Source organism: Acinetobacter sp. FY683, from assembly GCF_059515885.1.
In genome coordinates, this window is sequence record NZ_JCAKNA010000019.1 from 32,527 (window position 1) to 57,525 (window position 24,999).

The 24,999-nt window shown below is 36.4% G+C and carries 25 protein-coding genes and 1 pseudogene; 23 read left to right on the forward strand and 3 right to left on the reverse strand.

The window, feature by feature from the left end; genetic code table 11:
• The first annotated feature begins 8 nt into the window (after positions 1-8).
• The 18 genes from AC5YDH_RS10585 (at position 9) to pyrF (ending at position 14,780) form a co-directional block, all read left to right on the forward strand.
• Complete coding sequence (locus tag AC5YDH_RS10585; RefSeq protein ID WP_496119307.1) at positions 9-431, forward strand: ExbD/TolR family protein; 423 nt, start codon at positions 9-11, stop codon at positions 429-431.
• Positions 431-2,155 (forward strand): lipid A export permease/ATP-binding protein MsbA, encoded by a 1,725-nt coding sequence (gene msbA, locus AC5YDH_RS10590; protein WP_496119309.1) that lies wholly within the window; start codon positions 431-433, stop codon positions 2,153-2,155. The genes AC5YDH_RS10585 and msbA overlap by 1 nt, the downstream gene beginning before the upstream one ends.
• Before the next feature lie 7 nt (positions 2,156-2,162).
• Positions 2,163-3,167: a tetraacyldisaccharide 4'-kinase gene (gene lpxK, locus AC5YDH_RS10595; RefSeq protein WP_496119310.1), complete on the forward strand. Its 1,005-nt coding sequence runs from the start codon at positions 2,163-2,165 to the stop codon at positions 3,165-3,167.
• A gap of 9 nt (positions 3,168-3,176) precedes the next feature.
• A complete protein-coding gene (gene kdsB / locus AC5YDH_RS10600; RefSeq protein ID WP_496119312.1) occupies positions 3,177-3,938 on the forward strand; it encodes a 3-deoxy-manno-octulosonate cytidylyltransferase in 762 nt (253 codons plus the stop codon).
• Positions 3,939-3,952: 14 nt separating this feature from the next.
• Positions 3,953-4,933 carry a DNA polymerase III delta subunit-related protein gene (locus AC5YDH_RS10605; RefSeq protein ID WP_496119314.1) on the forward strand — a complete coding sequence of 327 codons (981 nt, stop codon included), beginning with the start codon at positions 3,953-3,955 and terminating at the stop codon, positions 4,931-4,933.
• A 9-nt stretch (positions 4,934-4,942) separates the two neighbouring features.
• A complete protein-coding gene (locus AC5YDH_RS10610; RefSeq protein ID WP_496119316.1) occupies positions 4,943-5,281 on the forward strand; it encodes a PilZ domain-containing protein in 339 nt (112 codons plus the stop codon).
• Between the two features lie 24 nt (positions 5,282-5,305).
• Positions 5,306-6,079, forward strand: a complete 774-nt coding sequence (locus tag AC5YDH_RS10615; protein ID WP_496119318.1) for a TatD family hydrolase — start codon at positions 5,306-5,308, stop codon at positions 6,077-6,079.
• 48 nt (positions 6,080-6,127) lie between these two features.
• Positions 6,128-6,742, forward strand: a complete 615-nt coding sequence (locus tag AC5YDH_RS10620; RefSeq protein WP_496119320.1) for a TetR/AcrR family transcriptional regulator — start codon at positions 6,128-6,130, stop codon at positions 6,740-6,742.
• 322 nt (positions 6,743-7,064) lie between these two features.
• Positions 7,065-7,661, forward strand: a complete 597-nt coding sequence (locus AC5YDH_RS10625; protein WP_496119322.1) for a 6-pyruvoyl trahydropterin synthase family protein — start codon at positions 7,065-7,067, stop codon at positions 7,659-7,661.
• Positions 7,662-7,705: 44 nt separating this feature from the next.
• A complete protein-coding gene (ung, locus tag AC5YDH_RS10630; protein WP_496119324.1) occupies positions 7,706-8,419 on the forward strand; it encodes a uracil-DNA glycosylase in 714 nt (237 codons plus the stop codon).
• Positions 8,416-9,540, forward strand: a complete 1,125-nt coding sequence (locus AC5YDH_RS10635; RefSeq protein WP_496119326.1) for an enoyl-CoA hydratase/isomerase family protein — start codon at positions 8,416-8,418, stop codon at positions 9,538-9,540. Before ung ends, AC5YDH_RS10635 begins: the two co-directional genes overlap by 4 nt.
• A gap of 3 nt (positions 9,541-9,543) precedes the next feature.
• Positions 9,544-10,056, forward strand: coding sequence for a tRNA adenosine(34) deaminase TadA (gene tadA, locus AC5YDH_RS10640; RefSeq protein ID WP_496119328.1), 513 nt, complete (start codon positions 9,544-9,546; stop codon positions 10,054-10,056).
• 49 nt (positions 10,057-10,105) lie between these two features.
• Entirely contained in the window at positions 10,106-10,555 is a 450-nt protein-coding gene (locus AC5YDH_RS10645; RefSeq protein WP_496119330.1) for an SRPBCC family protein, read from the forward strand.
• Entirely contained in the window at positions 10,555-11,238 is a 684-nt protein-coding gene (cmk, locus tag AC5YDH_RS10650) for a (d)CMP kinase (RefSeq protein WP_496119332.1), read from the forward strand. Before AC5YDH_RS10645 ends, cmk begins: the two co-directional genes overlap by 1 nt.
• Positions 11,239-11,348: 110 nt before the next feature.
• Positions 11,349-13,025, forward strand: a complete 1,677-nt coding sequence (gene rpsA, locus AC5YDH_RS10655) for a 30S ribosomal protein S1 (RefSeq protein ID WP_496119334.1) — start codon at positions 11,349-11,351, stop codon at positions 13,023-13,025.
• Between the two features lie 160 nt (positions 13,026-13,185).
• Entirely contained in the window at positions 13,186-13,488 is a 303-nt protein-coding gene (locus AC5YDH_RS10660; RefSeq protein ID WP_496119336.1) for an integration host factor subunit beta, read from the forward strand.
• 20 nt (positions 13,489-13,508) lie between these two features.
• Positions 13,509-13,865: a lipopolysaccharide assembly protein LapA domain-containing protein gene (locus tag AC5YDH_RS10665; RefSeq protein ID WP_496119338.1), complete on the forward strand. Its 357-nt coding sequence runs from the start codon at positions 13,509-13,511 to the stop codon at positions 13,863-13,865.
• Between the two features lie 234 nt (positions 13,866-14,099).
• Positions 14,100-14,780, forward strand: coding sequence for an orotidine-5'-phosphate decarboxylase (gene pyrF, locus AC5YDH_RS10670; protein WP_496119340.1), 681 nt, complete (start codon positions 14,100-14,102; stop codon positions 14,778-14,780).
• A gap of 87 nt (positions 14,781-14,867) precedes the next feature.
• Here the strand turns inward: pyrF and AC5YDH_RS10675 are convergent, their stop codons facing one another.
• Entirely contained in the window at positions 14,868-15,776 is a 909-nt protein-coding gene (locus AC5YDH_RS10675) for a LysO family transporter (RefSeq protein WP_496119342.1), read from the reverse strand.
• A gap of 219 nt (positions 15,777-15,995) precedes the next feature.
• On the opposite strand from AC5YDH_RS10675, the gene AC5YDH_RS10680 reads away from it, so the two are divergent.
• The 3 genes from AC5YDH_RS10680 to AC5YDH_RS10690 all read left to right on the forward strand — a co-directional run bounded on the left by AC5YDH_RS10680 (position 15,996) and on the right by AC5YDH_RS10690 (position 20,748).
• A complete protein-coding gene (locus tag AC5YDH_RS10680) occupies positions 15,996-17,000 on the forward strand; it encodes an AraC family transcriptional regulator (RefSeq protein WP_496119344.1) in 1,005 nt (334 codons plus the stop codon).
• An 87-nt stretch (positions 17,001-17,087) separates the two neighbouring features.
• Positions 17,088-18,209, forward strand: a complete 1,122-nt coding sequence (zapE, locus tag AC5YDH_RS10685) for a cell division protein ZapE (RefSeq protein ID WP_496119348.1) — start codon at positions 17,088-17,090, stop codon at positions 18,207-18,209.
• 376 nt (positions 18,210-18,585) lie between these two features.
• Positions 18,586-20,748, forward strand: coding sequence for a malate synthase G (locus AC5YDH_RS10690; protein ID WP_496119352.1), 2,163 nt, complete (start codon positions 18,586-18,588; stop codon positions 20,746-20,748).
• Between the two features lie 134 nt (positions 20,749-20,882).
• On the opposite strand, the gene AC5YDH_RS10695 is transcribed toward AC5YDH_RS10690, so the two are convergent.
• On the reverse strand, positions 20,883-21,347 hold the full coding sequence (locus AC5YDH_RS10695) for a MarR family winged helix-turn-helix transcriptional regulator (RefSeq protein WP_496119354.1): 465 nt from the start codon (positions 21,345-21,347) through the stop codon (positions 20,883-20,885).
• A 413-nt stretch (positions 21,348-21,760) separates the two neighbouring features.
• Here AC5YDH_RS10695 and AC5YDH_RS10700 point away from each other — a divergent pair, with 413 nt between their 5' ends.
• Complete coding sequence (locus tag AC5YDH_RS10700) at positions 21,761-23,284, forward strand: TerC family protein (RefSeq protein ID WP_496119356.1); 1,524 nt, start codon at positions 21,761-21,763, stop codon at positions 23,282-23,284.
• 75 nt (positions 23,285-23,359) lie between these two features.
• Here AC5YDH_RS10700 and AC5YDH_RS10705 read toward each other — a convergent pair.
• Positions 23,360-23,959: pseudogene (locus AC5YDH_RS10705) on the reverse strand (alpha/beta hydrolase family protein); the annotation flags it as partial.
• Between the two features lie 55 nt (positions 23,960-24,014).
• On the opposite strand from AC5YDH_RS10705, the gene AC5YDH_RS10710 reads away from it, so the two are divergent.
• A complete protein-coding gene (locus tag AC5YDH_RS10710; RefSeq protein ID WP_496116183.1) occupies positions 24,015-24,947 on the forward strand; it encodes an IS5 family transposase in 933 nt (310 codons plus the stop codon).
• The last annotated feature ends 52 nt before the right edge of the window (positions 24,948-24,999 follow it).

The following is a 24,999-nucleotide window of genomic DNA, read 5'->3' on the forward strand; positions in this document are numbered from 1 at the left end:
GTGAGCTTATGAAATTTAAGCGTTCACAAGTTGAAGATATTCATATTAATTTAACGCCCATGATTGATTGTTTGTTATTTATTTTGGTTTTTTTATTGTTATCGACAACATTTAACCAAATGAGCCGAATGAATTTAACATTACCTGATGCACAAGGTGTTCCACCTAAACAATATGATCACAAAATTGAAGTTGTGGTTGATGCTTCGGGACATTATTCTGTGAATGGCCAAGCGCTTTCAACGAATGAGGCAGCAGACTTAAATACAGCAGTTAAACAAATTTCGAATGATCGTCGAGATTTAATGTTTATTATTGCTGCCGATGCCAAGGCAGCACATCAAGATGTGATACGTGTAATGGATGTTGCAGGTCAGCTTGGTTTTGTTAATATTAATATTAGTACAAAAGTACCAACCCGAGGTTATTAGTGAAGAAAGATCTTAAGATCTATCGTCGATTACTTAAATACTTAATCCCTTTTTGGGGTTTAGCTATTCTTGTGTTTATTGGTTTTACTTTAAGTGCGGCTACTGAAGTTGCTGTAGCAAAGCTTTTAGAAAAAATTATTAATGCAATTCAGCATCGAGATACGAGCTTTACTACAATTTTCCCATTGCTTGTTGTAGCTATGGTCTTCTTCCGTGGTTTGGGGCAATACATTGGTGGCTACTATACGGCAATGATTTCTCGGCACTTGGTCTACAATGTGAGACAAGAAGTCTTTGCAAAAATTTTACGTCTTCCGGCGCAGTATTTTTTAGATAATAGTAGTGGACATATCACAGCAAAAATTATGTTCAATGTTGAACAATTGACTGCTGCTACAACTGAGTCTTTAAGAACGGTCGTTCAACAAGGTTTAATTACAATTGGTTTACTCGGTTTCTTAATTTATACCAACTGGCGTTTAACTCTCTGTATTTTAATCTTTGCTCCACTTATTGGCTTACTTATTCGTAAAGCCGGAAAACGCATGCGTAAGTTATCTGTTCTTGTTCAAGACACTATGGGTGATGTTAACCATGTAGTTCAAGAAACGGTGAATGGTAATGTTGTTGTTAAAGGGTTTGGTGGTCAGACTTACGAGCATGAGCGCTTTAAATGGCACTCTATGGAGAATTTACGTCGTGGTTTAAAAATGACGGCAATTGCACAGCTGAATAGTCCAATTGTGCAACTTTGCATGGCATTTGCAATGGGGATTATTATTTGGATTGCGCTAAGACCAGAAATTTTACAAGATATTTCAGCAGGTGAGTTTGTGGCATATATTACCGCTGCTGGTATGTTAAGTAAGCCTGTTAAGGCTTTAACAGAAGTGAATGAAAAATTACAACGTGGTTTAGCTGCGGCACATTCTGTATTTGAGTTAATTGATATGGAAGAAGAAGATAATCAAGGAACTTTAAAACCAGAACTAAAAGGCAATGTGCAATTTGATCATGTAAATATGCAATATTCAGATGGATACGAGGCAATCAAAGATTTTTCACTTGATATTAAAGTGGGGGATACTGTTGCTCTAGTAGGTCGATCTGGTGCGGGTAAGTCATCGCTTGTTAATTTACTTGTTCGCTATCAAGAGGTATCTTCAGGCAGTTTAAAGTTAGATGGTATTGATATCCATGATATCGAGCTAAATTGTCTAAGAACACAAATTTCAATGGTAAATCAACAGGTTGTTCTTTTTAACCGGACAGTGCGTGAAAATATCGCTTACGGACAGTTGGAAGGTGCAAGTGATGAGGATGTTATTGCAGCAGCTAAGGCGGCTTATGCACATGATTTTATTATGGATTTGCCGAATGGTTATAATACAGAGTTGGGTGCACAAGGTTTAAATTTATCTGGTGGTCAACGTCAACGTATTGCAATTGCACGTGCCATTTTGAAAAACTCACCTATTTTAATCTTAGATGAAGCGACCAGCGCACTTGATAATGAGTCTGAATATTATATTCAGCGTGCATTTGATGCTGCAATGAAAGATCGTACAACCATTGTGATTGCACATCGTTTATCTACAATTGAAAATGCAGATTGTATTGTTGTTATGGATCAAGGGCGTATTCTCGAAAGTGGTACTCATCAAGAGTTGTTGAATAAAAAAGGTGCATACTTCCAATTACATCAACGTAATTTTGAGGAATAAAATTTAAATGTCGGTTGCGCAATTTATTCAGAATGCTTGGAATAGGCAAGCAAAGTGGTTAATTGTGCTCCGACCACTTTCTATTTTATATCGTTCAATATCTAAGTTGAATCATAAGCTATATTTGGCAGGTATTAAGCCATCTTATACAGCGCCTGTACCCGTGATGGTCATTGGTAATATTACGGTGGGTGGGAGTGGAAAAACACCATTGCTTATTCACTTGGTTGACTATTTAGAGTCGATAGGTGTGTGTGTTGGTGTAATTAGTCGGGGGTATGGTGGAAAAGGTCCTTTCCCTGCATATGTTGATATGGATTCTGAACCTGATGAAGTCGGTGATGAACCCTGTTTGATTGTCCAGTCTACCGGTGTTCCGATGGTGGTTGGTGCAAACCGACAAAAAAATATTGAATTATTACTTTCTAAGCACAAGTTAGATTTAATTATTAGTGATGATGGTTTACAGCACTACGCTTTAAATCGTCAATTAGAGTGGATTGTTCTTGATAATAATCGTGGTTTAGGTAATGAAAAAATATTACCTGAGGGTTATCTACGTGAACCTAAGAGTCGCTTAGATACTGCAACAGTGATTGAACATGCAGCTCACCCTCGGTCTGATTTAAATATGCACTTGGAAGTCTCGACGCCATATTTGTTAAATACAAATAAAGATGCATTTTTTGATGAAAGCCTTGATTATTATGCTGTGGTTGGTATTGGCTATCCGCAAAGATTTTATAAAACACTTCAATCACTTGGTGTACATCAATTCCAGTGTCATGAGTTTCCAGATCATCACGACTATGAAATTCAAGATTTACAATTTGAAGATGCAAATCCAATTATTACGACAGAAAAAGATGCGGTTAAACTATTACCACTTTTAAAGAAAAATCCAGATTTTAAGCGTGAAATTTGGGTGGTTCCTGTCGAGGCTGTGTTAAGCCAAGACTGTTATGTATTGTTAAATAATCAGCTTAAAAACCTAGGCATTCAAATTCATTAAGGTTTGTATATGAAACACATCGTTATTCCTGCTCGCTTTGCAAGCTCTCGTTTACCTGGGAAGCCGTTGCTTGAAATTCATGGTCGGCCAATGATTTTGCGTGTTGTTGACCAAGCGAAAAAAGTAGAAGGATTTGATGATCTATGTGTGGCGACAGATGATGAGCGAATTGCAGAAATTTGTCGTGCTAATGGAGTTGATGTTGTTTTGACATCAAAAGATCATCCATCAGGTACAGATCGTTTAAGTGAGGTTGCTCGCATTAAAGGTTGGGCGAGTGAGGATATTATTGTAAATGTGCAAGGTGATGAACCACTTTTACCTGCTAAATTGGTGAAGCAAGTCGCACAGTTATTGGTAGATCAACCGACAAGCTCGATGTCTACATTGTGTGAGCCTATTTCTAATTTAGAAGAATTTAAGCGTGATAGTATTGTTAAAGTGGTGATGTCTAAGCATAACCAAGCTTTATACTTTAGCCGAGCGACCATTCCTTATGATCGTGATGGTGCTAAAACGGCTGAACAAAAACTACATGATCAAGCATTTCGTCATTTGGGTTTGTATGCTTATCGCGTACAGCTTTTAAAAGAATATGTGACTTGGGATATGGGTGCTTTAGAAAAACTAGAAAGTCTTGAGCAGTTACGTGTTTTGGAAAACGGTCATAAAATTGCCATTGCAGTTGCAGAAGCAAATTTACCACCGGGTGTAGATACTCAAGAAGATTTAGATCGTTTAAATGCGATGGATGTTTCTGCTTTTCTATAATTTAGGGATTTAACATGCAAGAACAGCGTGGACAAGTGTATCCATGGCAAAAACAAGTTTGGGAAAACCTGACATCACGTTTTCCTAAAATTGGACATGGGTTGCTTTTTTATGGCAAAAAGGGCTGTGGAAAAGAAGCATTTGCGCAACAATTTCTTGCATGGGTTTTGTGTTTAAATCGACATGAAAAAAATGAACCTTGCGGTACATGTGGAAGTTGTCTTTGGTTGAAGGCAGATACGCATCCGAACTACGTATATGTTTCAACCGATGAAGACAATAAAAAACAAAATGCTAAAATTAAAATTGAAAAGGTGAGAGATTTACAGCCTTTTGTGCAACAAACGGTAGATGGTTGGCGTGTAATTGTTATCGAACCTGCTGAAGCTTTAAATATTGCATCATCAAATGCACTTCTAAAAACCTTAGAAGAGCCAGGTGAGCGCACGATTATTATTTTGTTAGCGGATCATTATTTAAAGTTACCTGCAACTATTCGAAGTAGATTGCAACATTTTGCTTTAGATCGAGTTGAGCCTAATCAAACGACTCAATTTTTACTTGAAAATTTAACGGAAGAATTACAATCACAAATTCCGCTGCTATTGAATTTATCAAATCAGATGCCTTTGTTTGCTTTGCAATTGGCTGAAAAAGATTGGGTTGTTAAGCGTGGTTTATTTGTTCAAGATTGGCAAAAATTAGTGACCCAAAAAAATATGCCATTGGCGATTGCAAGCAAGTGGAATAAAGAACTGAGTTTCTCAGATTTTATGCAAATGTTTGAATATCTTTTAGCTGATTTAATTTGTGTGAAACTAGAACAGCAAGTGAAAAATATAGATATAGATTTTAGTGTTTTGGTTGAACAATATTCACTCGAGGCATTATTTGGGATATATTCGGAAATACAACAAGCAAAAAAACTCACCGAGCAAAATGTACAAGGAAATTTGGTTGTTGACCAACTTTGTATCAAGCTTATGAATGTTTAGGGGAAAAATATGCAACCACGTGGCGGTATTATTCAAGCAAATATTCTAGATAAAGATATGCTTTACCAGAGCTATATGCCGTATGTTGCAGGTGGAGGATTATTTATTCCATCAAAGCAATCTGTAAAAATGGGGGAAGAAGTTTTTGTTTTGGCAACTTTGCCAGAACAATCTCAAAAAATTCCACTCACAGGCAAAGTGATTTGGATTTCTCACAAACAAAATGGAATTAAATTGCAGGGATTTGGTATTCAGCTGACAGGTGAAAAGGGTATTTTTTACAAGTCTGAAGCAGAAAAATTGCTTGCAGGGGTTAAAGCGGCAGGCCGTAATAGTTACACTATGTAATTCAGTGTAATTTAGGAAATCATCGTGTTTGTAGATACGCATTGCCATTTAACTATGCTTGACTTAACACCTTATGACGGTCAGTTAGATTTAGCGTTGGCACAAGCTCGCGAAGCGGGTGTATCAAAATTTATGGGTATCTCTGTAGACTTAGATGATCATATTGAGCTTGCAAAAATTGCTGCTCGTCATGCAGATGTGGGTTATACGGTTGGAGTTCATCCTTGTGAAGATCCAGCTGTTATGGCACGAGCAACTACAGAATATTTGATTGAGCTTGCACAAGCAGAAAAGGTTTGGGCAATTGGTGAAACAGGTTTAGATTATTTTCACAGCACGGAATTTGTAGCTGAACAAAAAGAATGTTTTGCTCGACACATTCACGCATCGCAAAGTGTTAAAAAGCCTGTGGTGGTTCATACTCGGTCAGCAAAATTTGACACGATTGATATTATCCGTGCTGAAAAATCAACACATGGTATTTTGCACTGTTTTACCGAAGATTGGGAAACAGCAAAAGCAGTGCTTGATTGCGGATATTATGTTTCTTTTTCAGGTATTGTATCGTTTAAAAATGCACAAGATTTACGTGATGTTGCAAAGCAAGTTCCATTAGATCGTGTGCTTATTGAAACAGATAGTCCTTATTTGGCACCCATGCCCTATAGAGGAAAGTCTAATGAACCAAAGTACGTTCCCTATGTAGCCAAAGCATTAAGTGATGTATATGATAAGTCACTTGAGGAAATGGCTTTCATAACAAAGAAAAACTTTGAAAACCTCCTAAACATGAAATAAATGCCATCAGAAGATGGATAAAAGCAAAAGAGAGTTTATAGGGTGAAGATGGATCGTCAGGCTCAGTTTCGAGCAAGAGAAACCTTAATTTTTCAAGTTGCAGAGCAATTGCTTCTTGAAAATGGCGAAGCGGGAATGACGCTGGATGCTTTAGCTGCTGAATTAGATTTGGCAAAAGGTACGCTTTATAAACACTTTCAGAGCAAAGATGAGCTCTATATGATGCTTATTATTCGCAATGAAATGATGTTGTTAGAAATGATTAAGGATGCTGAAAAAGCATTTCCTGAACATTTGGCATTCTTTATGTTGCATCATCTGCATCATCCAGAGAGAACGGTTTTGTTTCATCAAATTGAAGAAAGACTATCTACAACGGGTGTGGGTGTAAATCATTTATTTACCGAGTTATATCAAGTCAGAAAGCAACGCTTACGTATTATTATTCGTATGACGGAAACCTATTTAGCATCTATCCAAAGTGCCATGTCTGTAAGAGATTATCTTGCATCTATTTGGGGCTTAACGTATGGTGCGGCTGCAATTTTGAACTCTAGTTTCTATCAACGCTATTTGGGTTCACGAGATACATTACGTGTTGCCTACATAGATCAAGCACTAGCAATACCGAAACAAGTAAAAGTTCTAGATTTAGCAGTATAAAAAATAATTATTTCGACGCATTTTGATATTTACTGCAATTTGTGTCGAAATATTATATTTAGATAGTTTTTAAGACCTAAAAATAATAAAAATGAGTTTTATTTAAGTAAATTAAAGACTAATTTTGAATAATGAAGTTGCTTTTAAGGCGTTGTTAAAGTGTGAAGTTATAGGATGTTGAGCTAAATTTTATAGTTTAAGTTATCCAAAATAACGATGATATGTTTTCCCTATTATAATGAACTATAAAATTAATGCTTGTAATAGGATTTTTGCATTATAATCGAATAAATCCCTATTAATATTTTATATACCACGACATATGATCATTCGTAAGTTATTTAAGTTTGAAAACGCCCACGTTGTACGTAATTGTACGTCAGATCGTTGTAAGCGTTCTATACACGGCCATAGTTACAAGGTTGAGTTGTTACTTAAAGCGACAAAATTAGATCATGGTCAAATGGTATATGATTTTGGTTTGTTGAAAGGTGTGATTAAAGACCTTATTGACTCTTTTGATCATGCGATTTGTTTTTGGGAACATGACAGTAAAGAATATATTCAAGCGTGTAAAACATTTAGTGCACGTTGGGTTTCTTTACCTGTATCGCCATCGGCAGAACAATTTTCACGTATTTTCTTTTATTTAGTGCAACAAGTTTTAGCATCAACAGAAACTCAAAATGGTGAAGGTGATGTTGAAGTGTATTCTGTGATTGTTCATGAAACAGATACAGGATATGCACAGAGCTTTGCAGAAGATATTAGTAATGAGCAAATGGGCTTGTTAGCATTGGATCAAATAGAGTTTTCTGAACAAATTCAAGCTGAATGGGCAGATTCATCAATGTATGAGAATCTAAAAAAAGGAATTAAATTTCAGAACCCAGTAGTTGATTTACAGGTAAAACTGTAAGTATTTATAACATTTGGACATAAATTAGTAATTAAGGAAGAAGTATGCCTTTAACAGATCTACAACTTGCGAAGTTAGAAAAAGTGCAGTTGGAAGCAAGTTGGAAAGATAGTTTAAGTGAATTTTTACTCAGTCCTAAAATGGATGAGTTAAAGGACTTCTTGATTCAAGAGAAAAAAGCAGAGAAAGTAGTTTATCCACCAAGCCATCTTATTTTTAATGCTTTAAATACAACACCTTTACCTAATGTAAAGGTCGTGATTTTAGGGCAAGATCCTTATCATAGACCGAATCAGGCACATGGATTAAGCTTTTCTGTACAAAGAGGGCTTGCATTACCGCCATCTTTGCGTAATATTTTTCATGAGTTACACAATGATTTAGAGCTCCCAGTTTCAAAACATGGTGATTTAAGTCGTTGGGCAGAACAGGGTGTACTGCTCTTAAATAGTGTATTGACGGTGGAAGCAGGACAACCAACGTCGCATCAAAAACGTGGTTGGGAAGATTTTACAGATCATGTGATTGATGTATTAAATGAACAACGTGAGCATATTGTTTTCATTTTATGGGGGGCGTATGCACAACGTAAAGGACAACGAATCGATCAAAACAAACACTTGGTATTAAAAGCTGCTCATCCATCTCCATTGGCGGCAAACCGAGGTGGTTTTTTTGGTTGTAAAGCGTTTTCAAAAACAAATAATTATCTTAAACAAAATGGCATTGAGCCTATAGATTGGCAGCTGGACGCATGACATATTCTCCCATTTCAAAAAATTATCATCCTGACTTAATTGTTGAGGAAGCTATCAATGGATGGCGCATAGTTCGATTAAATCGTCCGAAATCTTTACATGCTTTAGATGAGTCTATTGCTACGGCTTTATTGGAAGTTTTTCAAGACTTTCATACAGATGATAGTGTTAAAGCAATTTGGTTAGATTCAACAACACCAAAGGCATTTTGTGCGGGTGGTGATGTTCGTAAACTGCGTCAACTTGTAATTAATGATGAAGTTGATACAGCAAATAGTTTTTTTGAACAAGAATATGCTCTAGATTTACTTCTTCATAATTATGCTAAACCTGTTTTGGTTTGGGGTGAAGGTTATGTAATGGGTGGTGGTTTAGGCTTATTTATGGCTGCACCATTTCGTTTGGTGACACCATATTCACGTTTAGCAATGCCTGAAATTAACATTGGTTTATATCCGGATGTTGGTGCAACACGCTTTTTAGCTGACCGTGGAGCAATTGGTTTGTTTACGGGCTTAACGGGCTCAATTATGACTGCTGCGGGAGCATACGGAATTGGGTGGGCAACTCATATTTGTGATGCTCAACGTGATTCTGTGTTAAGCAAAGTGATTAATATTGATTGGAATCACTATCCAGCAGGTGATTTTCGTGCCATTGATGACACGCTAAATAGTATGCATAGACCTGTTGGTCCTGGTCCATTGCAAAACTCTCTAGATGTGATTCAAAGTGTTTGCCGTGGTGTGAATTTTGAACATGACTATGAATCTATTATTGGTTTGAGTGATGCACGAAGTGATTGGCTACGTCAGGCAAGTGAGAATTTACAAAAAGGTTCTCCAACTACTGCTGCTTTAACATGGTTGTTGTGGCAATGGGGTAAGCAAATACATTCTTGGAATGAAGTATTTGAGCTTGAGCGCCAAATTTCAGATTGGAAAATCCGTCATCCTGACTTTGTAGAGGGTGTACGTGCTCGTTTGGTTGATAAAGATTTATCACCTGAATGGTATAAGGGCGCAGACTTATCTCTAAAAGGAATTTTAGCGGATAACCCGCCTGTAACAACAATTGAAAGTTGGAATATCTTGCTTAAGCATTATGGTGTAATTAGTTAAGTTATGTCTGAAAGCTTTACCGATGAATATTGGATGCAGCAGGCAATTGAGCAAGCTGCACAAGCTGCCTCAATTGGGGAAATTCCAGTAGGTGCTATTATTGTAAGCCAGAACGAAATTATTGGTTCGGGCTTCAATGCACCAATTTCCTTCAATGATCCGACAGCACATGCTGAAATTGTTGCGATTCGACAAGCATGTGAGCGTATTAAAAATTATCGATTGCCTGGAGATGCCACGCTTTATGTGACGCTTGAGCCATGCACGATGTGTGTGGGTGCTTTAATTCATTCTCGAATTCAACGTGTTGTTTTTGCGACAACTGAACCTAAGGCTGGTTCGTTAATTAGTGCACGTCAGTTGTTAAGTAGTGGTTACTATAATCATGTTTTTGAATTTGAATCGGGCTGTTTAGCTAATGAGTGTTCTGCTCAATTATCTGCTTTTTTTAAAATGCGTAGAGAGCAAAAGCGTCAGTTAAAAAATATTGAAAAGTTCGAGAATAAAACAGAATAGATCAATATATTTAGTCTTAATTTACGCAAAAATAATGTTGGATAAAATAATGAACTCAATATCTATTACAAAAGACTTTAACGCGCCAATCGAGCAAGTATTTGAATTGCTGTCGAAACATGACACTTATAATGTAGCGTTTGCGCCTATGCAAGTTGAGCGTATTAAAGATTCGTTAGACACAAGTCGTCCAGATGGGGTTGGGTCGATTAGGAAATTGGGTATTGGTAAAATTAAGCCTTTACAAGAGCAAATTACCTTATTGCTACCCAATGAGCGTATTGAATATAAAATTATTAAAAACCCATTGGTTAAACATCATATTGGGATTATCACATTTGAAGCGATTGATCGTCATGTTACCCGTGTAAATTACACCATTGAATTGCAGATGAGGTTGCCGTTTGTAAGTAAATTAATTCTTGCGCAGCTAAAATCTGGGATTAAACTAGGCTTCTCTAAACTCGCTAAAACTGTATCAGTTCAAACGGAAATCTAATGACAGTTCAAATTATTACAATTGATGGTCCAAGTGGTTCAGGTAAGGGGACACTTGCTGCAAAACTAGCTATGCATTATCAATTTCATCTTTTAGATTCTGGTGCGCTTTATCGTTTGCTTGGATTGTCATTGAAGAATAAACAATTACTTGATCAATTAGATACTCAGTTAGCACAGTGTGTACACATTGCGTCACAATTAAATATTCAATTTTTAAGTGGTGAACAAGGTACAAAAGTTCTGTTAGATCATGAAGATGTGTCGCAAGAAATTCGAACAGAAGAAGTTGGTTCTTTTGCATCAAAAGTTGCTGCAATTCCAGAACTTAGAACTGCCTTGTTACAACGTCAGCGTGATTTTGCACAAGCACCTGGGCTTGTTGCAGATGGTCGAGATATGGCAACGACTATTTTTCCAGAAGCGCAAGCAAAGATATATTTGACCGCTTCTGCTCAGTCTAGAGCCGAGCGACGTGTAAACCAGTTGCAGGGTATGGGGCTAGATGTTAAAATAAGCGACATTTTAGCTAATATCGAAGCACGTGATAGACGAGATATGGAACGAGAAGTCGCTCCACTCAAGCCTGCTGATGATGCGTACATCATTGATAGTTCAACATTGAACATTGATGAGGTATTTAAGCTGATGATTACTTATGTAAATCAGCAATTAGCCAAATAACTCAATATTTTCAGCAAACGCATAGCTTGATCAGTTTTATATGGACTATGTAGATGCTTAATTAAACCGGCCTTGTCTGATCCAAGACCGCTGACTTTATCAGGTATATCATGACCGAATCTTTTGCAGCCCTCTTTGAAGAAAGCGAATTAAACCTCAACGTTGAAAAGGGTGCTGTCATCCAAGGCGTTGTAGTAAGCATCGACTCTGACTGGGTAACTGTTGACACTGGCCTTAAATCTGAAGGCGTTGTTGACCGTGCTGAATTCTTAAATGAACAACGTGAACTTGAAGTTCAAGTTGGCGACACTGTAGACGTTGTTGTTGAAGCTCTTGACAACGGTATGGGTCAAACAGTTCTTTCACGCGAAAAAGCTAAACGCGCTGAAACTTGGACTAAACTTGAAAAAATCTTTGAAGACGGCGAAATCGTTACTGGTGTTATCTCTGGTAAAGTTAAAGGCGGTTTTACTGTTGACATCGGTCCAGTACGTGCATTCCTTCCAGGTTCTTTAGTTGATACTCGTCCTATTCGTGATACTACTCACTTAGAAGGTAAAGAGTTAGAATTCAAAGTAATCAAACTTGACGCTAAACGTAACAACGTTGTTGTTTCACGTCGTGCTGTTATGGAAGCTGAATCTTCAGCTGACCGTGAAGCTCTTCTTGCTCAGCTTGAAGAAGGTCAAACTGTTACTGGTACGATCAAAAACCTTACTGACTACGGCGCATTTGTTGACCTTGGCGGTATTGACGGTCTTCTTCACATCACTGATATGGCTTGGAAACGCATCAAGCACCCTTCAGAAGTTGTTGAAGTTGGTCAAGAAGTTACTGTTAAAGTACTTAAATTTGACAAAGAACGTAACCGCGTATCTTTAGGTCTTAAGCAATTAGGCGAAGATCCATGGTTAGCGATCATGAACCGTTACCCTAAAGGTTCTATCGTTAAAGCTCGCGTAACTAACTTAACTGACTACGGTTGTTTCGCAGAAATCGCTGAAGGCGTTGAAGGTTTAGTACACGTTTCAGAAATGGATCACACTAACAAAAACATCCACCCATCTAAAGTAGTTCAGATTGGTGATGAAGTTGATGTTATGGTTCTTGAAGTTGATGAAGAACGTCGTCGTATTTCTCTTGGTATTAAACAAACTCGTGCTAACCCATGGGAAGAGTTCTCTAAAAACCATGATAAAGGCGAAAAAGTTTCAGGTACTATCAAGTCAATCACTGACTTCGGTATCTTCATCGGTTTACCTGGCGGTATCGATGGCTTAGTTCACTTATCTGATATTTCTTGGAACGAACAAGGCGAAGAAGCTATTCGTCGTTACAAGAAAGGTGACACTGTTGAAGCGGTTATCTTATCTGTAGATGCTGACGGCAACCGTATTAGCCTTGGTATCAAACAAATGAACAACGATCCGTTCAATGACTTCTTAGTTGCGAACGAACGTGGTGCATTGGTTAAAGGTACTGTAACTGCAGTTGACGCTAAAGGCGCTACTGTTAAGTTAGCTGACGAAGTTGAAGCGACTCTTAAAGCATCTGAAATCAATCGCGATCGCGTTGAAGATGCAACTAAGTTCCTTGAAGTTGGTCAAGAAGTTGAAGCTAAAATCATTAACGTTGACCGCAAGTCACGTGCTATCAACTTGTCTATCAAAGCGAAAGACGAAGCTGAAGAGAAAGAAGCTGTTGCTAATTTGAAAACTGCAGCGACTAACTCAGACAATGGTCCTAAGACTATTGGTGATTTGATCAAAGCTCAAATGGGCAACTAAGTATTCGTTTAAAGGTATTATTAATGTAAATTAACTAATACTTTTTACACAAATACAATAAACGGTAGCGTAGTATTAACTTATTACGCTACCGTTTTGTATTTAAACAGGTTATTATCATAGGTATGTTAAAGTAGCTTGATAATTAAAGAGGTCGTAGATGACTAGCGAAGCACTTAATAAGTCTGACTTAATAGAGCGTATTTCTCTAAAAAATCCACATTTGGCTGAGCCATTGGTGGAAGAAGCTGTTAAAATAATGATCGATCAAATGATTGCATCGTTATCTGCAGATGATCGAATTGAGATTCGTGGATTTGGTAGTTTTGCACTCCATCATCGTGAACCACGTGTGGGTCGTAATCCGAAGACTGGTAAGTCGGTTGAAGTTGCAGCAAAAGCTGTGCCTCACTTTAAGCCAGGTAAAGCATTACGTGATGCAGTGAATGAATCCGCGCAATAAAAATATTTAACGGAGTATTTATGCGCTACGTATTGGTTATAATTTTACTTGTACTATTTGGTTATTCACTGGCATTAGTTCTACAAAATAGTACTGAGCTATCTGTAGACTTATTGTTTACGCAAGTACCTGCAATGCGCTTAGGATTGTTGTTATTACTAACACTTTCTTTGGGGATTGTTTTAGGGTTATTGCTTGGTGTGCAAATTTTCCGTGTATTCCAACAAAGTTGGGAAATTAAACGTTTACGTAAAGACATTGATTATCTTCGTAAAGAGCAAATTCAAACTGCTCAATTGGCGGCAGCAGAAGCAGCAGCAAATAAGCGACATGAAAAAACAGTTTTAGATGTAAGTGCTGAAGATCATCAAAACTAATTTTGTGTTGTAATTTAAGAATTAACATCATGTTATTTTAAAGTGGCATGATGTTTGTGATACCTATTAATCAAACACCCGTAGATTTCTGCTGGGTGTTTTTTTATGCCTGAATATGTGAAGAAGTGTAAGTAAAAATAATTGTTTCATATAACTAACTTTTTAATTCTTTTGTTCATTAGTGAATAAGCTTTATAATGTGCTTTCTTTTTGTCTGAACGATAGGTAAATCTCTTGAGTATCATTGTTGCATTAGATGCTAAAAGCCAATATGACGCATTAAAAATGGCAGAGCAGTTGGATCCTGCATTGTGTCGAGTAAAAGTTGGTAAAGAGTTATTTACACATGAGGGTTCGGGTGTAGTAAAAGCCTTACATAATTTAAACTTTGAAGTTTTCCTTGATTTAAAATTTCATGATATTCCAAATACAACAGCTCAAGCAGTGTGTGCTGCAGCGGATATGGGGGTGTGGATGGTTAATGTTCATGCTTCTGGTGGTCGCAAGATGATGGAAACTTGTGTAGAGCGTTTGAAAGTTGGGAATTATAATACACAGTTAATTGCAGTAACGGTTTTAACGTCTATGGGGCGTGAAGATCTTAAAGATATTGGTTTAGATATTGAACCATTTGAGCAAGTAAAACGTTTAGCTTCTTTAACGAAAGAGAGTGGTTTAGACGGTGTAGTATGTTCAGCTCAAGAAGCAAAAATGTTACGTGAAGCTTTAGGGCAAGACTTTGCTTTAGTTACACCAGGTATTCGACCTGAAGGTTCAAATGCGGATGATCAAAAACGTATTGTGACACCAAAACAAGCAATGCTTGATGGTTCTACTCATTTGGTTATTGGTCGACCAATTACTAAATCTGAAAATCCGAGTCAGACATTGCAAGATATTTTGGCGACATTGTAAAAACTTCCCCCAACCTCCCTTTTTCAAAAGGGAGGAGTGATCCCTCTTTTGCAAAGAGGGACTGTGGGGGAGTGTGTTATTAAAAAATTAAATTGCAGCCAATATGCTCACAGCAATAGGTGCAAGAATAGAAAGAATAAATCCACTAACCATTGCATGTGGAATAAAGTCATTACCACAGGCTTGTTTCACCATAGGTAGTGTTGCATCCATAGATGTTGCGCCTGCTGATGCGATTGCAGATCTAGGATATTTCCAACCTAAAGTATACATCAGTAAAATTGCAATAATTTCTCTGAATAAATCATTCATTAAGGCAATACTGCCTAATTCTGCATTACGTAATTCTGTAATAACGATGCCTGTCATAGAGTAAAATCCATAACCTTGAGAAAGCATAATAAGATCTTTTAATGCGATATTTTGAATGATCAATATGCTAAAACACGCACCAAGTAATGAACCAATAATTGCACCAATCGGAACAAGTAAAATTTTCCAATTTATCCAAGATTTATCGAGTGGGGAGTGAGCTAAATCTAAGCCAATTAAAAACATAAAAATAAGCAGTAAAGTCCACGAATTTAAATGTATTGTGTAATCGGCAGACTGTAAGAGGAATGAGCTAAAGTAACCAGCTGCTAATACAATAAGCGCATAACTAATATTAAATAAAGATTTTAGGAATAAGTCTAAAGAGACTTTTCCATGAGTAGTTGTATATCCCACTGTTTTAAAAATGAGATAACAGCATATAAATGCACCAAAAGTTGTGCTTAAAGAAAGGATGATTGCATTCTTAAGTATGAGTTGAGGGTGGGTAATGGTTTCGATAATTTGTGAGAATTCAAAAGCGATTGCAAAAAGTAAAATATATGAAAAATAAGGTAAAACTTTAAATGATGCTTTTTCTATAAATTTTGGAATGCGATGAGCACATAGAAAGCCTAATGCTAGGCAAATGAGTAGTTGAGTAATAAGCCAAATAGATTGCATGGATAATAGTAGTTAATAAAAACCTGTCTATTATGCAGACTTTAAAATAAGTTTGTATTTATCATTGGTATAAAGTTGTTTTTTATGTTGAATATATTGAGTATAAATTAATGCTTTAATATATTGGGTGGGGATGATGGTGGAAAGATTGATAGTTTCGGCAATATGAAAGAGATATGAAATAGAGTAAAAAATACAAAAGCACTCATTTTATTTTTCATGAAAAGATCAATTCTAAGTCTGTTGTATTTAATTCAAGGAATGCGTAAAGCGGGAATTAATGTCGACCAAAAATTAGAAAGAATTGGACTGAGTGAAAATACACTTGATCCGAGTTCAGTTATTCATCCCAACTTAGAGCAAGATGTTTTGACCATATTGGGTGATGGCTTTGCTCCTGAGCAGGGGTTGGGCATTGGTCAGCATTACTCTTTAGCAGGTTATGGTCCGCTACTTATGCTACTTGTTGCAAGCGATAATATTCAAAAAGTGCTTGAAAAAGGCATAGAGTATCATTGTTTAACTCATTTAAATGGGCACTTAGATGTTCAATATTTTGATGATAAAGTGGCTTTGATTTTAAAACCCGTGAATTTACAAACGCAATTGGGTTTGTTTCTAGCACATTGTGAGATTTCTGGAACATATCGGTTTATTCATGATTTATTTAGAATGTTGGGTTTAAAATCCCCTTCAATAAAGGTTGGTTTACCATTTGAAACGCCCAAAACTTTTCATTTAAACCAAATGTATATAGATATTTTTGGAGATGATATTGAATTTAATGCCAAGCAAGCAGTATTTTATTTTGATCGTGATATGTTGAGTATGAAGGTGATTTCAGCAGATTCTGCTTCATTTAAAGCTTATGAGCAAAAATGTGAAAATGAGTTATGTCGTTTGCGTGAAGTGGATACAAAACCATCTCTTATACAATGTGTAAAAGACTATTTAGAGCTACAGCAAGGTGTAATGCCTACAATGGCTGAAACATCAAAAGTACTTAATATTCCTGAAAGAACTTTGCGTCATCAGTTATGTCAAATGCAAACTAGTTATAAGCAAATTCGTGAAGATATCATTAAACAAAAAGCACTTAAATTAATTGAATATCCTCAATATTCAATTGAAAACATTGCAGAATTATTGGGTTATTCTGAGCCTGCGGCTTTTAATCATGCCTTTAAACGATGGTTTGGTTATAGTCCTCGGCAATATAAATAGCCTAAGTTAATTTATGCAAAAGTGTTATATATAATGTATGAGAATCTTCGTTATAATCCATCAGCCCCAAAATTAGCCTTGAAAAATATGTCAGATTTAAACTCAACAAATACAGCGTTTAGTCCAGTATCACCCGCAGAACGATATGCCCAAGCAATATCATCTGGGCAGTTTATGCCAGATGAAGCTCAAGCTCAGGCTGTGCATGAGTTAGATCGAGTATGGCAAGAATTAATTCAGCGTTATAAAGCATCTAAAAAAGCATTTCGTCGTTTTCGTAAACAAGTACCACCTAAAGGTGTGTATATGTGGGGCGGTGTTGGTCGTGGTAAAACATGGCTGATGGATCAGTTTTATGACTCTGTTCCATTTCGTCGAAAAATGCGTATGCACTTTCACCACTTTATGCAGCATGTGCACAAAGAATTGAATAAGCTTTCGGGTCAAAGAAACCCATTAGATTTGGTTGCTGATCAAATTTATAAAGAAGCTGTTGTGATCTGTTTTGATGAGTTTTTCGTATCAAACGTAACGGATGCAATGATTTTAAGCGATTTATTCCAAAAGCTTTTTGCCCGTGGTGTGACGTTGGTTGCAACATCAAATATTGCTCCAGATGGTTTATATAAAAATGGTATTCATCGTGATCGCTTTATACCAACCATTGAATTGGTAAAAACAAACTGCACAATTTTAAATGTAGATGCGGGGGTGGATTACCGTTTACGTGTGTTGAAGCAGGCGCAACTGTTTAAATCTCCATTAACACATGAACATCAATTGTGGATCTCTCAGCGTTACGCCGCATTAACGCAAACGCAAGTACAATCACAAGAGTCGATTATTATTAATAGCCGAACTGTTGAAACAATTAGTCATACAGAAGATGTTTTATGGTGTGAGTATTCAGAACTATGTTTGAAGCCACGTAGTCCAGCAGATTTTATTGAGATTGCTAATGTTTACAATACTGTTTTAGTGAGTAATGTACCTCACTTGAATGATGTGTTGTCTGAAGGTACAAGACGTTTCATTTATTTGGTCGATGAGTTCTACGATCGAGGTGTAAAGCTTATTTTAACATCAGAAGATTCGATTATTGATTTGTATAGTGGTGAAAGATTAGCCTTTGAAATTGAACGCACGCGTTCACGTTTGCTTGAAATGCAATCGGATGAGTACTTAAATACAGCACATAAGCAACTTTAATATACGTATAAAGTGAATAAAAAAGCATCCAAATTGGGTGCTTTTTTATTATATATTTTTGTTGAATGGGTCGACAATACGAGCTATTCATGGCTTAATCTTTGTTCATTTAGTTTAATGAACGCTAGACTTTGTATGGTTTTAAAACAAAAATCTGAACTTAAGTCTAATTTCTTCATACAAGAAATTTATACATTATAAATGAGTATTCAGCAGAATAGCGTTGTTGTATTTTTAATCTAAAATTTATTAAAAGTAAATCTATCTATTTGATAATAAATGATGATTATTTAGCAATGTGATAATGCTATTCAGCAAAGTATAAATGGGTATACTAGAAACTCTTGTATAAAAAGTAGCAATATCAGGAAAGACAATGACTGCACGTATTCAAAAAGGCAAGTTAGCAATTGCTAAAGAACTCTACGATTTTATCGAAAATGAAGCATTACCAGGTTCTGGTTTAAACAGTGAAACTTACTGGAAAAACTTTGAACAAGTTGTCGTTGATCTTAGTCCTAAAAATAAAGCACTGCTTGCTAAGCGTGATGACATTCAAGCGAAAATTGATGAATGGCACCGCAATAATAAATTTGAATTAGGAGCTTACAAAGCTTTCTTGACAGAAATTGGCTACTTATTACCAGAAGTAGAAGATTTTCAAATTACAACTGAAAATGTAGATGAAGAAATAGCGCTTTTAGCAGGTTCACAACTTGTTGTACCTGTTCGTAATGCACGTTACTGCTTAAATGCTGCAAATGCACGTTGGGGCTCTTTATATGATGCTCTTTACGGTTTTGATGTAATTCCAGAAGATGGTGGCGCTGACAAGGGTAAAGGCTATAACCCAGTTCGTGGCGCAAAAGTGATTGCATTCGCTAAAAACTTTTTAAATGAAACTTTCCCATTGTTGGCGGGCTCACATGAAGATGTGACCAAATACACGGTTGAAGGTAAAAAACTAGCTGTAACGTTAAAAGATGGTTCAACAACAACTTTAGAAAATGAAGCTCAATTTGTTGGTTTTAATGGTGATGCACTAGCACCTAAAGAAATCATTTTATTGAACAATGGTTTGCATGTAATTATTGAAATTGATGCAACAAGCCCAATTGGTCAAACGGATGCGGCGGGCGTAAAAGATCTTGTTCTTGAATCTGCTGTAACAACGATTCAAGATTTAGAAGATTCAATTGCTGCAGTAGATGCAGAAGAAAAAGTAGAAGGCTACCGTAATTGGTTAGGCTTAATGAAAGGTACTTTATCTGAATCTATTGAAAAAAATGGCAAAACGATTACACGTACATTAAATAAAGATCGTACGTATACAGATTTAACAGGCGGTGAAGCAAAACTTCATGGTCGTTCATTAATGCTTCTTCGCAATGTTGGTCATTTAATGACTAATCCTGCAATTCTTGTAGATGGTGCTGAAATCTACGAAGGTATTATGGATGCGTTAATTACACCATTATTGACGTTTGCAGATATTAAAGGTGAAAACGAAAATAGAAACTCACGTAAGGGTTCTATGTACATTGTTAAGCCAAAAATGCATGGTCCAGAAGAAGTTGCTTTTGCGGTTGAGTTATTCGAGCGTGCAGAGCAAGCACTTGGTTTGCCTGCTAAAACATTAAAAATCGGTATTATGGATGAAGAGCGTCGTACATCTGTAAACTTGAAAAACTGTATTGCGGCAGCAAAAGATCGCACAATCTTTATTAATACAGGTTTCATGGATCGTACAGGGGATGAAATTCATACCTTTATGGAAGCAGGTCCATTTGTTCGTAAAACTGAAGTGAAATCTCAAATTTGGTTCCCTGCGTATGAAAACCGTAATGTGATGATTGGTCTTCAAACTGGTTTACGTGGTAAAGCGCAAATTGGTAAAGGTATGTGGCCAAAACCAGATATGCTTTTAGATATGTACAAAACCAAAATTGAACATCCTCAAGCAGGTGCAAGCTGTGCATGGGTTCCATCACCATCGGGTGCGGTAATTCATGCGATTCATTATCACCAATGTAATGTATCTGAACGTCAAAAAGAATTGCTACAAACGGAAGCTCTTCCTTTAGATGATTTATTAACTCCACCTTTAGCAACAAATACAAATTGGTCTGCTGAAGAGAAAAACAATGAGCTGGAAAATAACCTACAAGGTATTTTAGGTTATGTTGTTCGTTGGGTAGACTTGGGTGTAGGTTGTTCGAAGGTGCCAGATATCAATAACGTTGGCTTAATGGAAGATCGTGCAACATTACGTATTTCTTCACAGCACGTTGCAAACTGGTTACGTCACGGTATTGTAACGAAAGAGCAGGTTGAAGAAGTTATGAAGCGTATGGCTAAAATTGTGGATGAGCAAAATGCGAATGATCCACTCTATACGCCAATGGCTCCAAGTTTTGATGGTTATGCGTATAAAGCTGCTTATGACTTAGTGTTTAAAGGTGCAGAGCAACCTTCAGGATACACTGAGCCACTTTTACATGCTTATCGTTTGAAATTAAAAGGTTATACGGGTGATTAATTTCATTTGTTAAATAAAAAAAGCCTCGTAAGAGGCTTTTTTTATGTTCAGAGCTGTCTAAATTAATATTTAGAGATTATTAGAAATTAAGGAGATAGAATCTAATTTATTTATTGATTTTATATTTAAAAAAATTAACGAGATAAATTTTTGAAAATGTGACGTAAGCTTTCCATCATTTTTTCAATTTGTAATGGTGTTAATCCATCAAAAGATTGTTCTAAAACAACTGATGTTAAATCACTGATTTTATTTGTCATTTCAATACCTTTTTCAGTGAGTACAACACGTGTAATACGCGCATCATCTTCACATGAATAAGTGTGTACCAAACCTTCATCTTTTAAGCGATATACAATTTTTGTGGTTGTCGACATTTTAGATACAACCATATCTGAAAGGTCAGAAACACTCGCATCTGAATTTGCTTTTAATGCCATTAAAATGCGACGACGTGAGTTATCTAAGCCGTATTTCTTTAAGGCATGATCAACTTGATTAACTTGTTGAGAGTAAACCTGTGCAATCCAGTAGTATGGGAATTGTTCTAATGAAAAATTTTCCGATGAGGGAAGAAATTTTGAGTATTTTGTGCTCATGATGTAGCCTATATATTGGAATTGTTTTTTAATTTTAATATCTGAACTTTTACTATTTTATGTGAAGTTAAACACTATTTGCAAGTCTTTATTTTTTTAAAAAATAGATTAATAGTATTTAATATTAGTAGTTTAAGTTTAATATTTATATTTTTGTTTAAAATGGATATGTTTTAAATTGTATTTTTAAGGGTGTTTTTTGTTCTATTTATTCCGAGTTCTTTATAGAAAATGCAGAAGCATTATTAGAGGTATCAATAATTTACAAAATATTTTAAAAAAATGAATTACAAAATTTCAACTTTGTGCATAATAGTTTTAACTATTGTTGAAAAGGTTAAAAACATGGATCCGTCGCAGAGCGCAGGTCTTAATATACAGTTTCCAACTAACCAGAACGGAGAATTTAACTAATGGAGTTTCTATTAGATCCGGGAATTTGGGTTGGTTTAATAACACTGATAATTTTGGAAATTGTTCTTGGTATTGATAATTTAGTTTTTATCGCTATTTTGGCAGAAAAACTTCCCCCTGAACAACGTGATAAAGCACGTATTATTGGTCTTTCTTTAGCGTTAATTATGCGCTTGGGACTTCTCTCTGTTATTGCTTGGTTAGTCACTCTTACAAAACCAATTGTTGAATTTGCAGACTTGTCTTTTTCAGGACGAGACTTGATTCTGTTATTTGGTGGTTTGTTCTTGGTGTATAAAGCAGTTACAGAGCTACATGAAAAAATTGAAGGGAAACCAGAAGTACAGTCAACTTCAGAGGTTGTGTATGCTGGATTTGGTATGGTTGTTGCGCAAATTGTTGTGCTAGATGCTGTATTCTCCCTCGATTCGGTAATTACTGCTATTGGTATGGTAGATAATATCTACGTGATGATGGCTGCTGTTACCATTGCCGTGGTTGTGATGTTAATTGCATCTAAACCATTAACAGTGTTTGTAAATAGACATCCTACTGTTGTTATTCTTTGTTTGAGCTTCCTTTTACTTATCGGTATTAGCTTAATTGCTGAAGGTTTTGGCTTCCATATTCCTAAAGGTTATATTTACTCAGGTATTGGTGTTGCAATTTTAATTGAAGCATTTAACCAATTCTCTAAGCGAAATGTAGTAAAGCATGAATCTAAAATTCCATTACGTCACCGTACGGCAGACTCAATTTTTAAATTGATGGGTGGGCAAATTGCAACTCAGGATGCTGATGGTCAGGTGAGTGAAGCTAAAGATACTTTTGCTGACGAAGAGCGTTATATGATTGGTGGTGTATTAACACTTGCCGAGCGTTCAGTTGCTTCTATTATGACGCCAAGAAGTCAAATTTCTTGGGTTGACTTAGATGATAGTCCTGAAGAAATTCGTGAAAAAATCTTATCTGTACCGCATAGCTTGTTTCCAGTGTGTCGCGGTAGCTTAGATAAAGTTATTAGCGTTGTGCGTGCAAAAGAATTACTTGATGTTGTCGATGATCAAGAGCAACTCAAGGATTTAATTAAACGTCATCGCCCAATTTACATTTTTGAAAAAATGAAAGTCATTGATGCAATTAATACTTTAAGGACTTCAAAAGGTTCATTGGTATTAGTGAGTGATGAGTTTGGTGTTGTACAAGGATTGGTTTCTCCATTGGATGTATTTGAAGCAATTGCGGGTGAATTCCCAGATGCGGATGAGCAATTAGATTTGGTGAAACTGGATGATACAACATGGAAAGCTAGTGGTATGCTTGATGTGTATCAACTTGAACTTGAACTAGGTATGTTAGATCTAGTTGAAGAAGATGCTGGTTATATTAGTGTTGCTGGTTTAATTCTAGAAAAAGTTGAAGGTGAAGTTGAAGTGGGTACCGAGTTGAAATATAACGGTGTTCATTTTGAAGTGACTGAAATGGAGTCTAATCGAATTAAAACGGTTCTTATTCGTCACTAATTTTTAAGTGTATATAAAAAAAGCCTCACATTTGTGGGGCTTTTTGTTGAAGGGTAGCAAAGTAATGGTGGATATTTATTTTATATTTTGAAGTTTATTTTCAATGACTGACCATAAGTTTTGATGAGATCTTTTAAACATAAGCATATGTCCAATTGCTTTGTGTCCATAATCTTGAGGTATAAGTTCAATCATTTCAGTTTTGCTATTTGGATATAAGCGAAGTAAGTCTTTTACATTCTCTTTTGTTGCAATTTCATCATCAGATGACCAAAGCACGGTAATAGGTGTTGTAATTTTTTCGTGAAAATTATCATGGGCATCGACGGTATCGCCAATAGCATTAATAATATAGCCGGCTTTTCCACAAAATTGAGCCCATTGTTTTGCTACATCTTTCGGTAAATTTTCACCCATGCCAATAGCATTTGTAGGGCCATATCCAAGAGTAAATCTAGCAATAGGAAAAATACCTTTGAACATAACAGGGGCTAAAATTTTGGTGCGTCCTTTTAAGCCTTTAACGTGCCCAGTTGAACCTGAAACAGCAATAACTTTAGCAACTTTTTCATAATTAGGCACAATACCTAAAAGTTGTCCACCAGCGCTATGACCTAAAAGAATAACTTTATTTTCTTGTGTTTTAGCGAGTAACGCTTCAATTGCAGCAGGAATAGGCTTTGTTGCACAAACCTAGCATGGAAGGCTTATTCAGCAATATAATTTCAAAATGAATAAACCTGCCCCTAAAATCTATCGTACAACCAATTGGTCATCCTATAATCGAGCCTTAATCAACCGGGGTAATATTTCCATTTGGTTTGATCCAAAGACCCAGTGGTATGCACAATCACAAGGCAAGCAAGGTCGAAATCAGACCTACTCCGATACAGCGATTCAATGCTGCTTAATGATCAAATCTCTATTTCGACTCTCTTTACGTATGGTCACAGGTTTTGTTCAAAGTCTGATTAAACTCTCTGGATTAGATTGGACAGCGCCGGATTACACTACGCTTTGCAGAAGACAAAAACATATTGATATTGCGATTAGCTATGAAAAAAGTAGTGATGGTCTGCATCTACTCGTAGACTCTACTGGTTTGAAGTTTCTAGGTGAAGGTGAATGGAAATGCAAGAAACATGGGGCTGAATATCGTCGTCAATGGCGTAAGCTGCATATTGCTATAGATGCTAAAACTCTTCAAATACGTGCTGTACAGCTCACTACAAATGATGTTGGTGATTCTCAAGTACTTGAAGATTTACTTTCTCAAATTCCCTTGGATGAGAAAATTGATTCTGTTTATACAGATGGTGCTTATGACACAAAGCATTGCCGACAAGTCATTTTAGATCGAGATGCACATGCGATCATTCCACCGAGGAAAAATGCAAAGCCTTGGAAAGATCAGCAAGCGAGGTCTATCGAGCGGAACGAGTTATTAAAGACAGTCAAACGTCTAGGTAGATCGCTTTGGAAAAAGTGGTCTGGTTATCACCGTCGGAGTTTGGTTGAAACGAAGATGCATTGCATCAAATTATTAGGCGATAAATTAACAGCAAGGAGTTTTCCTAGTCAGGTGAATGAGATCCACGCACGCATGGCAGTCTTGAATAAATTCACAGAATTAGGTCGTCCTCATACCCAAGTTGTCTCTTAAATTTGGCTCACCTAGGGGAGCTCAGCCTTTCAAGCCTTTATGCAACAAAGCC

Excerpts from the sequence above, each read along its gene's own strand:
- AC5YDH_RS10585 (WP_496119307.1), top strand. The coding sequence starts at position 9 with ATGAAATTTAAGCGTTCACAAGTTGAAGATATTCATATTAATTTAACG.
- lpxK (WP_496119310.1), top strand. The coding sequence starts at position 2,163 with ATGTCGGTTGCGCAATTTATTCAGAATGCTTGGAATAGGCAAGCAAAG.
- kdsB (WP_496119312.1), top strand. The coding sequence starts at position 3,177 with ATGAAACACATCGTTATTCCTGCTCGCTTTGCAAGCTCTCGTTTACCT.
- AC5YDH_RS10605 (WP_496119314.1), top strand. The coding sequence starts at position 3,953 with ATGCAAGAACAGCGTGGACAAGTGTATCCATGGCAAAAACAAGTTTGG.
- AC5YDH_RS10610 (WP_496119316.1), top strand. The coding sequence starts at position 4,943 with ATGCAACCACGTGGCGGTATTATTCAAGCAAATATTCTAGATAAAGAT.
- AC5YDH_RS10620 (WP_496119320.1), top strand. The coding sequence starts at position 6,128 with ATGGATCGTCAGGCTCAGTTTCGAGCAAGAGAAACCTTAATTTTTCAA.
- AC5YDH_RS10625 (WP_496119322.1), top strand. The coding sequence starts at position 7,065 with ATGATCATTCGTAAGTTATTTAAGTTTGAAAACGCCCACGTTGTACGT.
- ung (WP_496119324.1), top strand. The coding sequence starts at position 7,706 with ATGCCTTTAACAGATCTACAACTTGCGAAGTTAGAAAAAGTGCAGTTG.
- AC5YDH_RS10635 (WP_496119326.1), top strand. The coding sequence starts at position 8,416 with ATGACATATTCTCCCATTTCAAAAAATTATCATCCTGACTTAATTGTT.
- tadA (WP_496119328.1), top strand. The coding sequence starts at position 9,544 with ATGTCTGAAAGCTTTACCGATGAATATTGGATGCAGCAGGCAATTGAG.
- AC5YDH_RS10645 (WP_496119330.1), top strand. The coding sequence starts at position 10,106 with ATGAACTCAATATCTATTACAAAAGACTTTAACGCGCCAATCGAGCAA.
- cmk (WP_496119332.1), top strand. The coding sequence starts at position 10,555 with ATGACAGTTCAAATTATTACAATTGATGGTCCAAGTGGTTCAGGTAAG.
- rpsA (WP_496119334.1), top strand. The coding sequence starts at position 11,349 with ATGACCGAATCTTTTGCAGCCCTCTTTGAAGAAAGCGAATTAAACCTC.
- AC5YDH_RS10660 (WP_496119336.1), top strand. The coding sequence starts at position 13,186 with ATGACTAGCGAAGCACTTAATAAGTCTGACTTAATAGAGCGTATTTCT.
- AC5YDH_RS10665 (WP_496119338.1), top strand. The coding sequence starts at position 13,509 with ATGCGCTACGTATTGGTTATAATTTTACTTGTACTATTTGGTTATTCA.
- AC5YDH_RS10675 (WP_496119342.1), bottom strand. The coding sequence starts at position 15,776 with ATGCAATCTATTTGGCTTATTACTCAACTACTCATTTGCCTAGCATTA.
- AC5YDH_RS10680 (WP_496119344.1), top strand. The coding sequence starts at position 15,996 with ATGAAAAGATCAATTCTAAGTCTGTTGTATTTAATTCAAGGAATGCGT.
- zapE (WP_496119348.1), top strand. The coding sequence starts at position 17,088 with ATGTCAGATTTAAACTCAACAAATACAGCGTTTAGTCCAGTATCACCC.
- AC5YDH_RS10690 (WP_496119352.1), top strand. The coding sequence starts at position 18,586 with ATGACTGCACGTATTCAAAAAGGCAAGTTAGCAATTGCTAAAGAACTC.
- AC5YDH_RS10695 (WP_496119354.1), bottom strand. The coding sequence starts at position 21,347 with ATGAGCACAAAATACTCAAAATTTCTTCCCTCATCGGAAAATTTTTCA.
- AC5YDH_RS10700 (WP_496119356.1), top strand. The coding sequence starts at position 21,761 with ATGGAGTTTCTATTAGATCCGGGAATTTGGGTTGGTTTAATAACACTG.
- AC5YDH_RS10710 (WP_496116183.1), top strand. The coding sequence starts at position 24,015 with ATGAATAAACCTGCCCCTAAAATCTATCGTACAACCAATTGGTCATCC.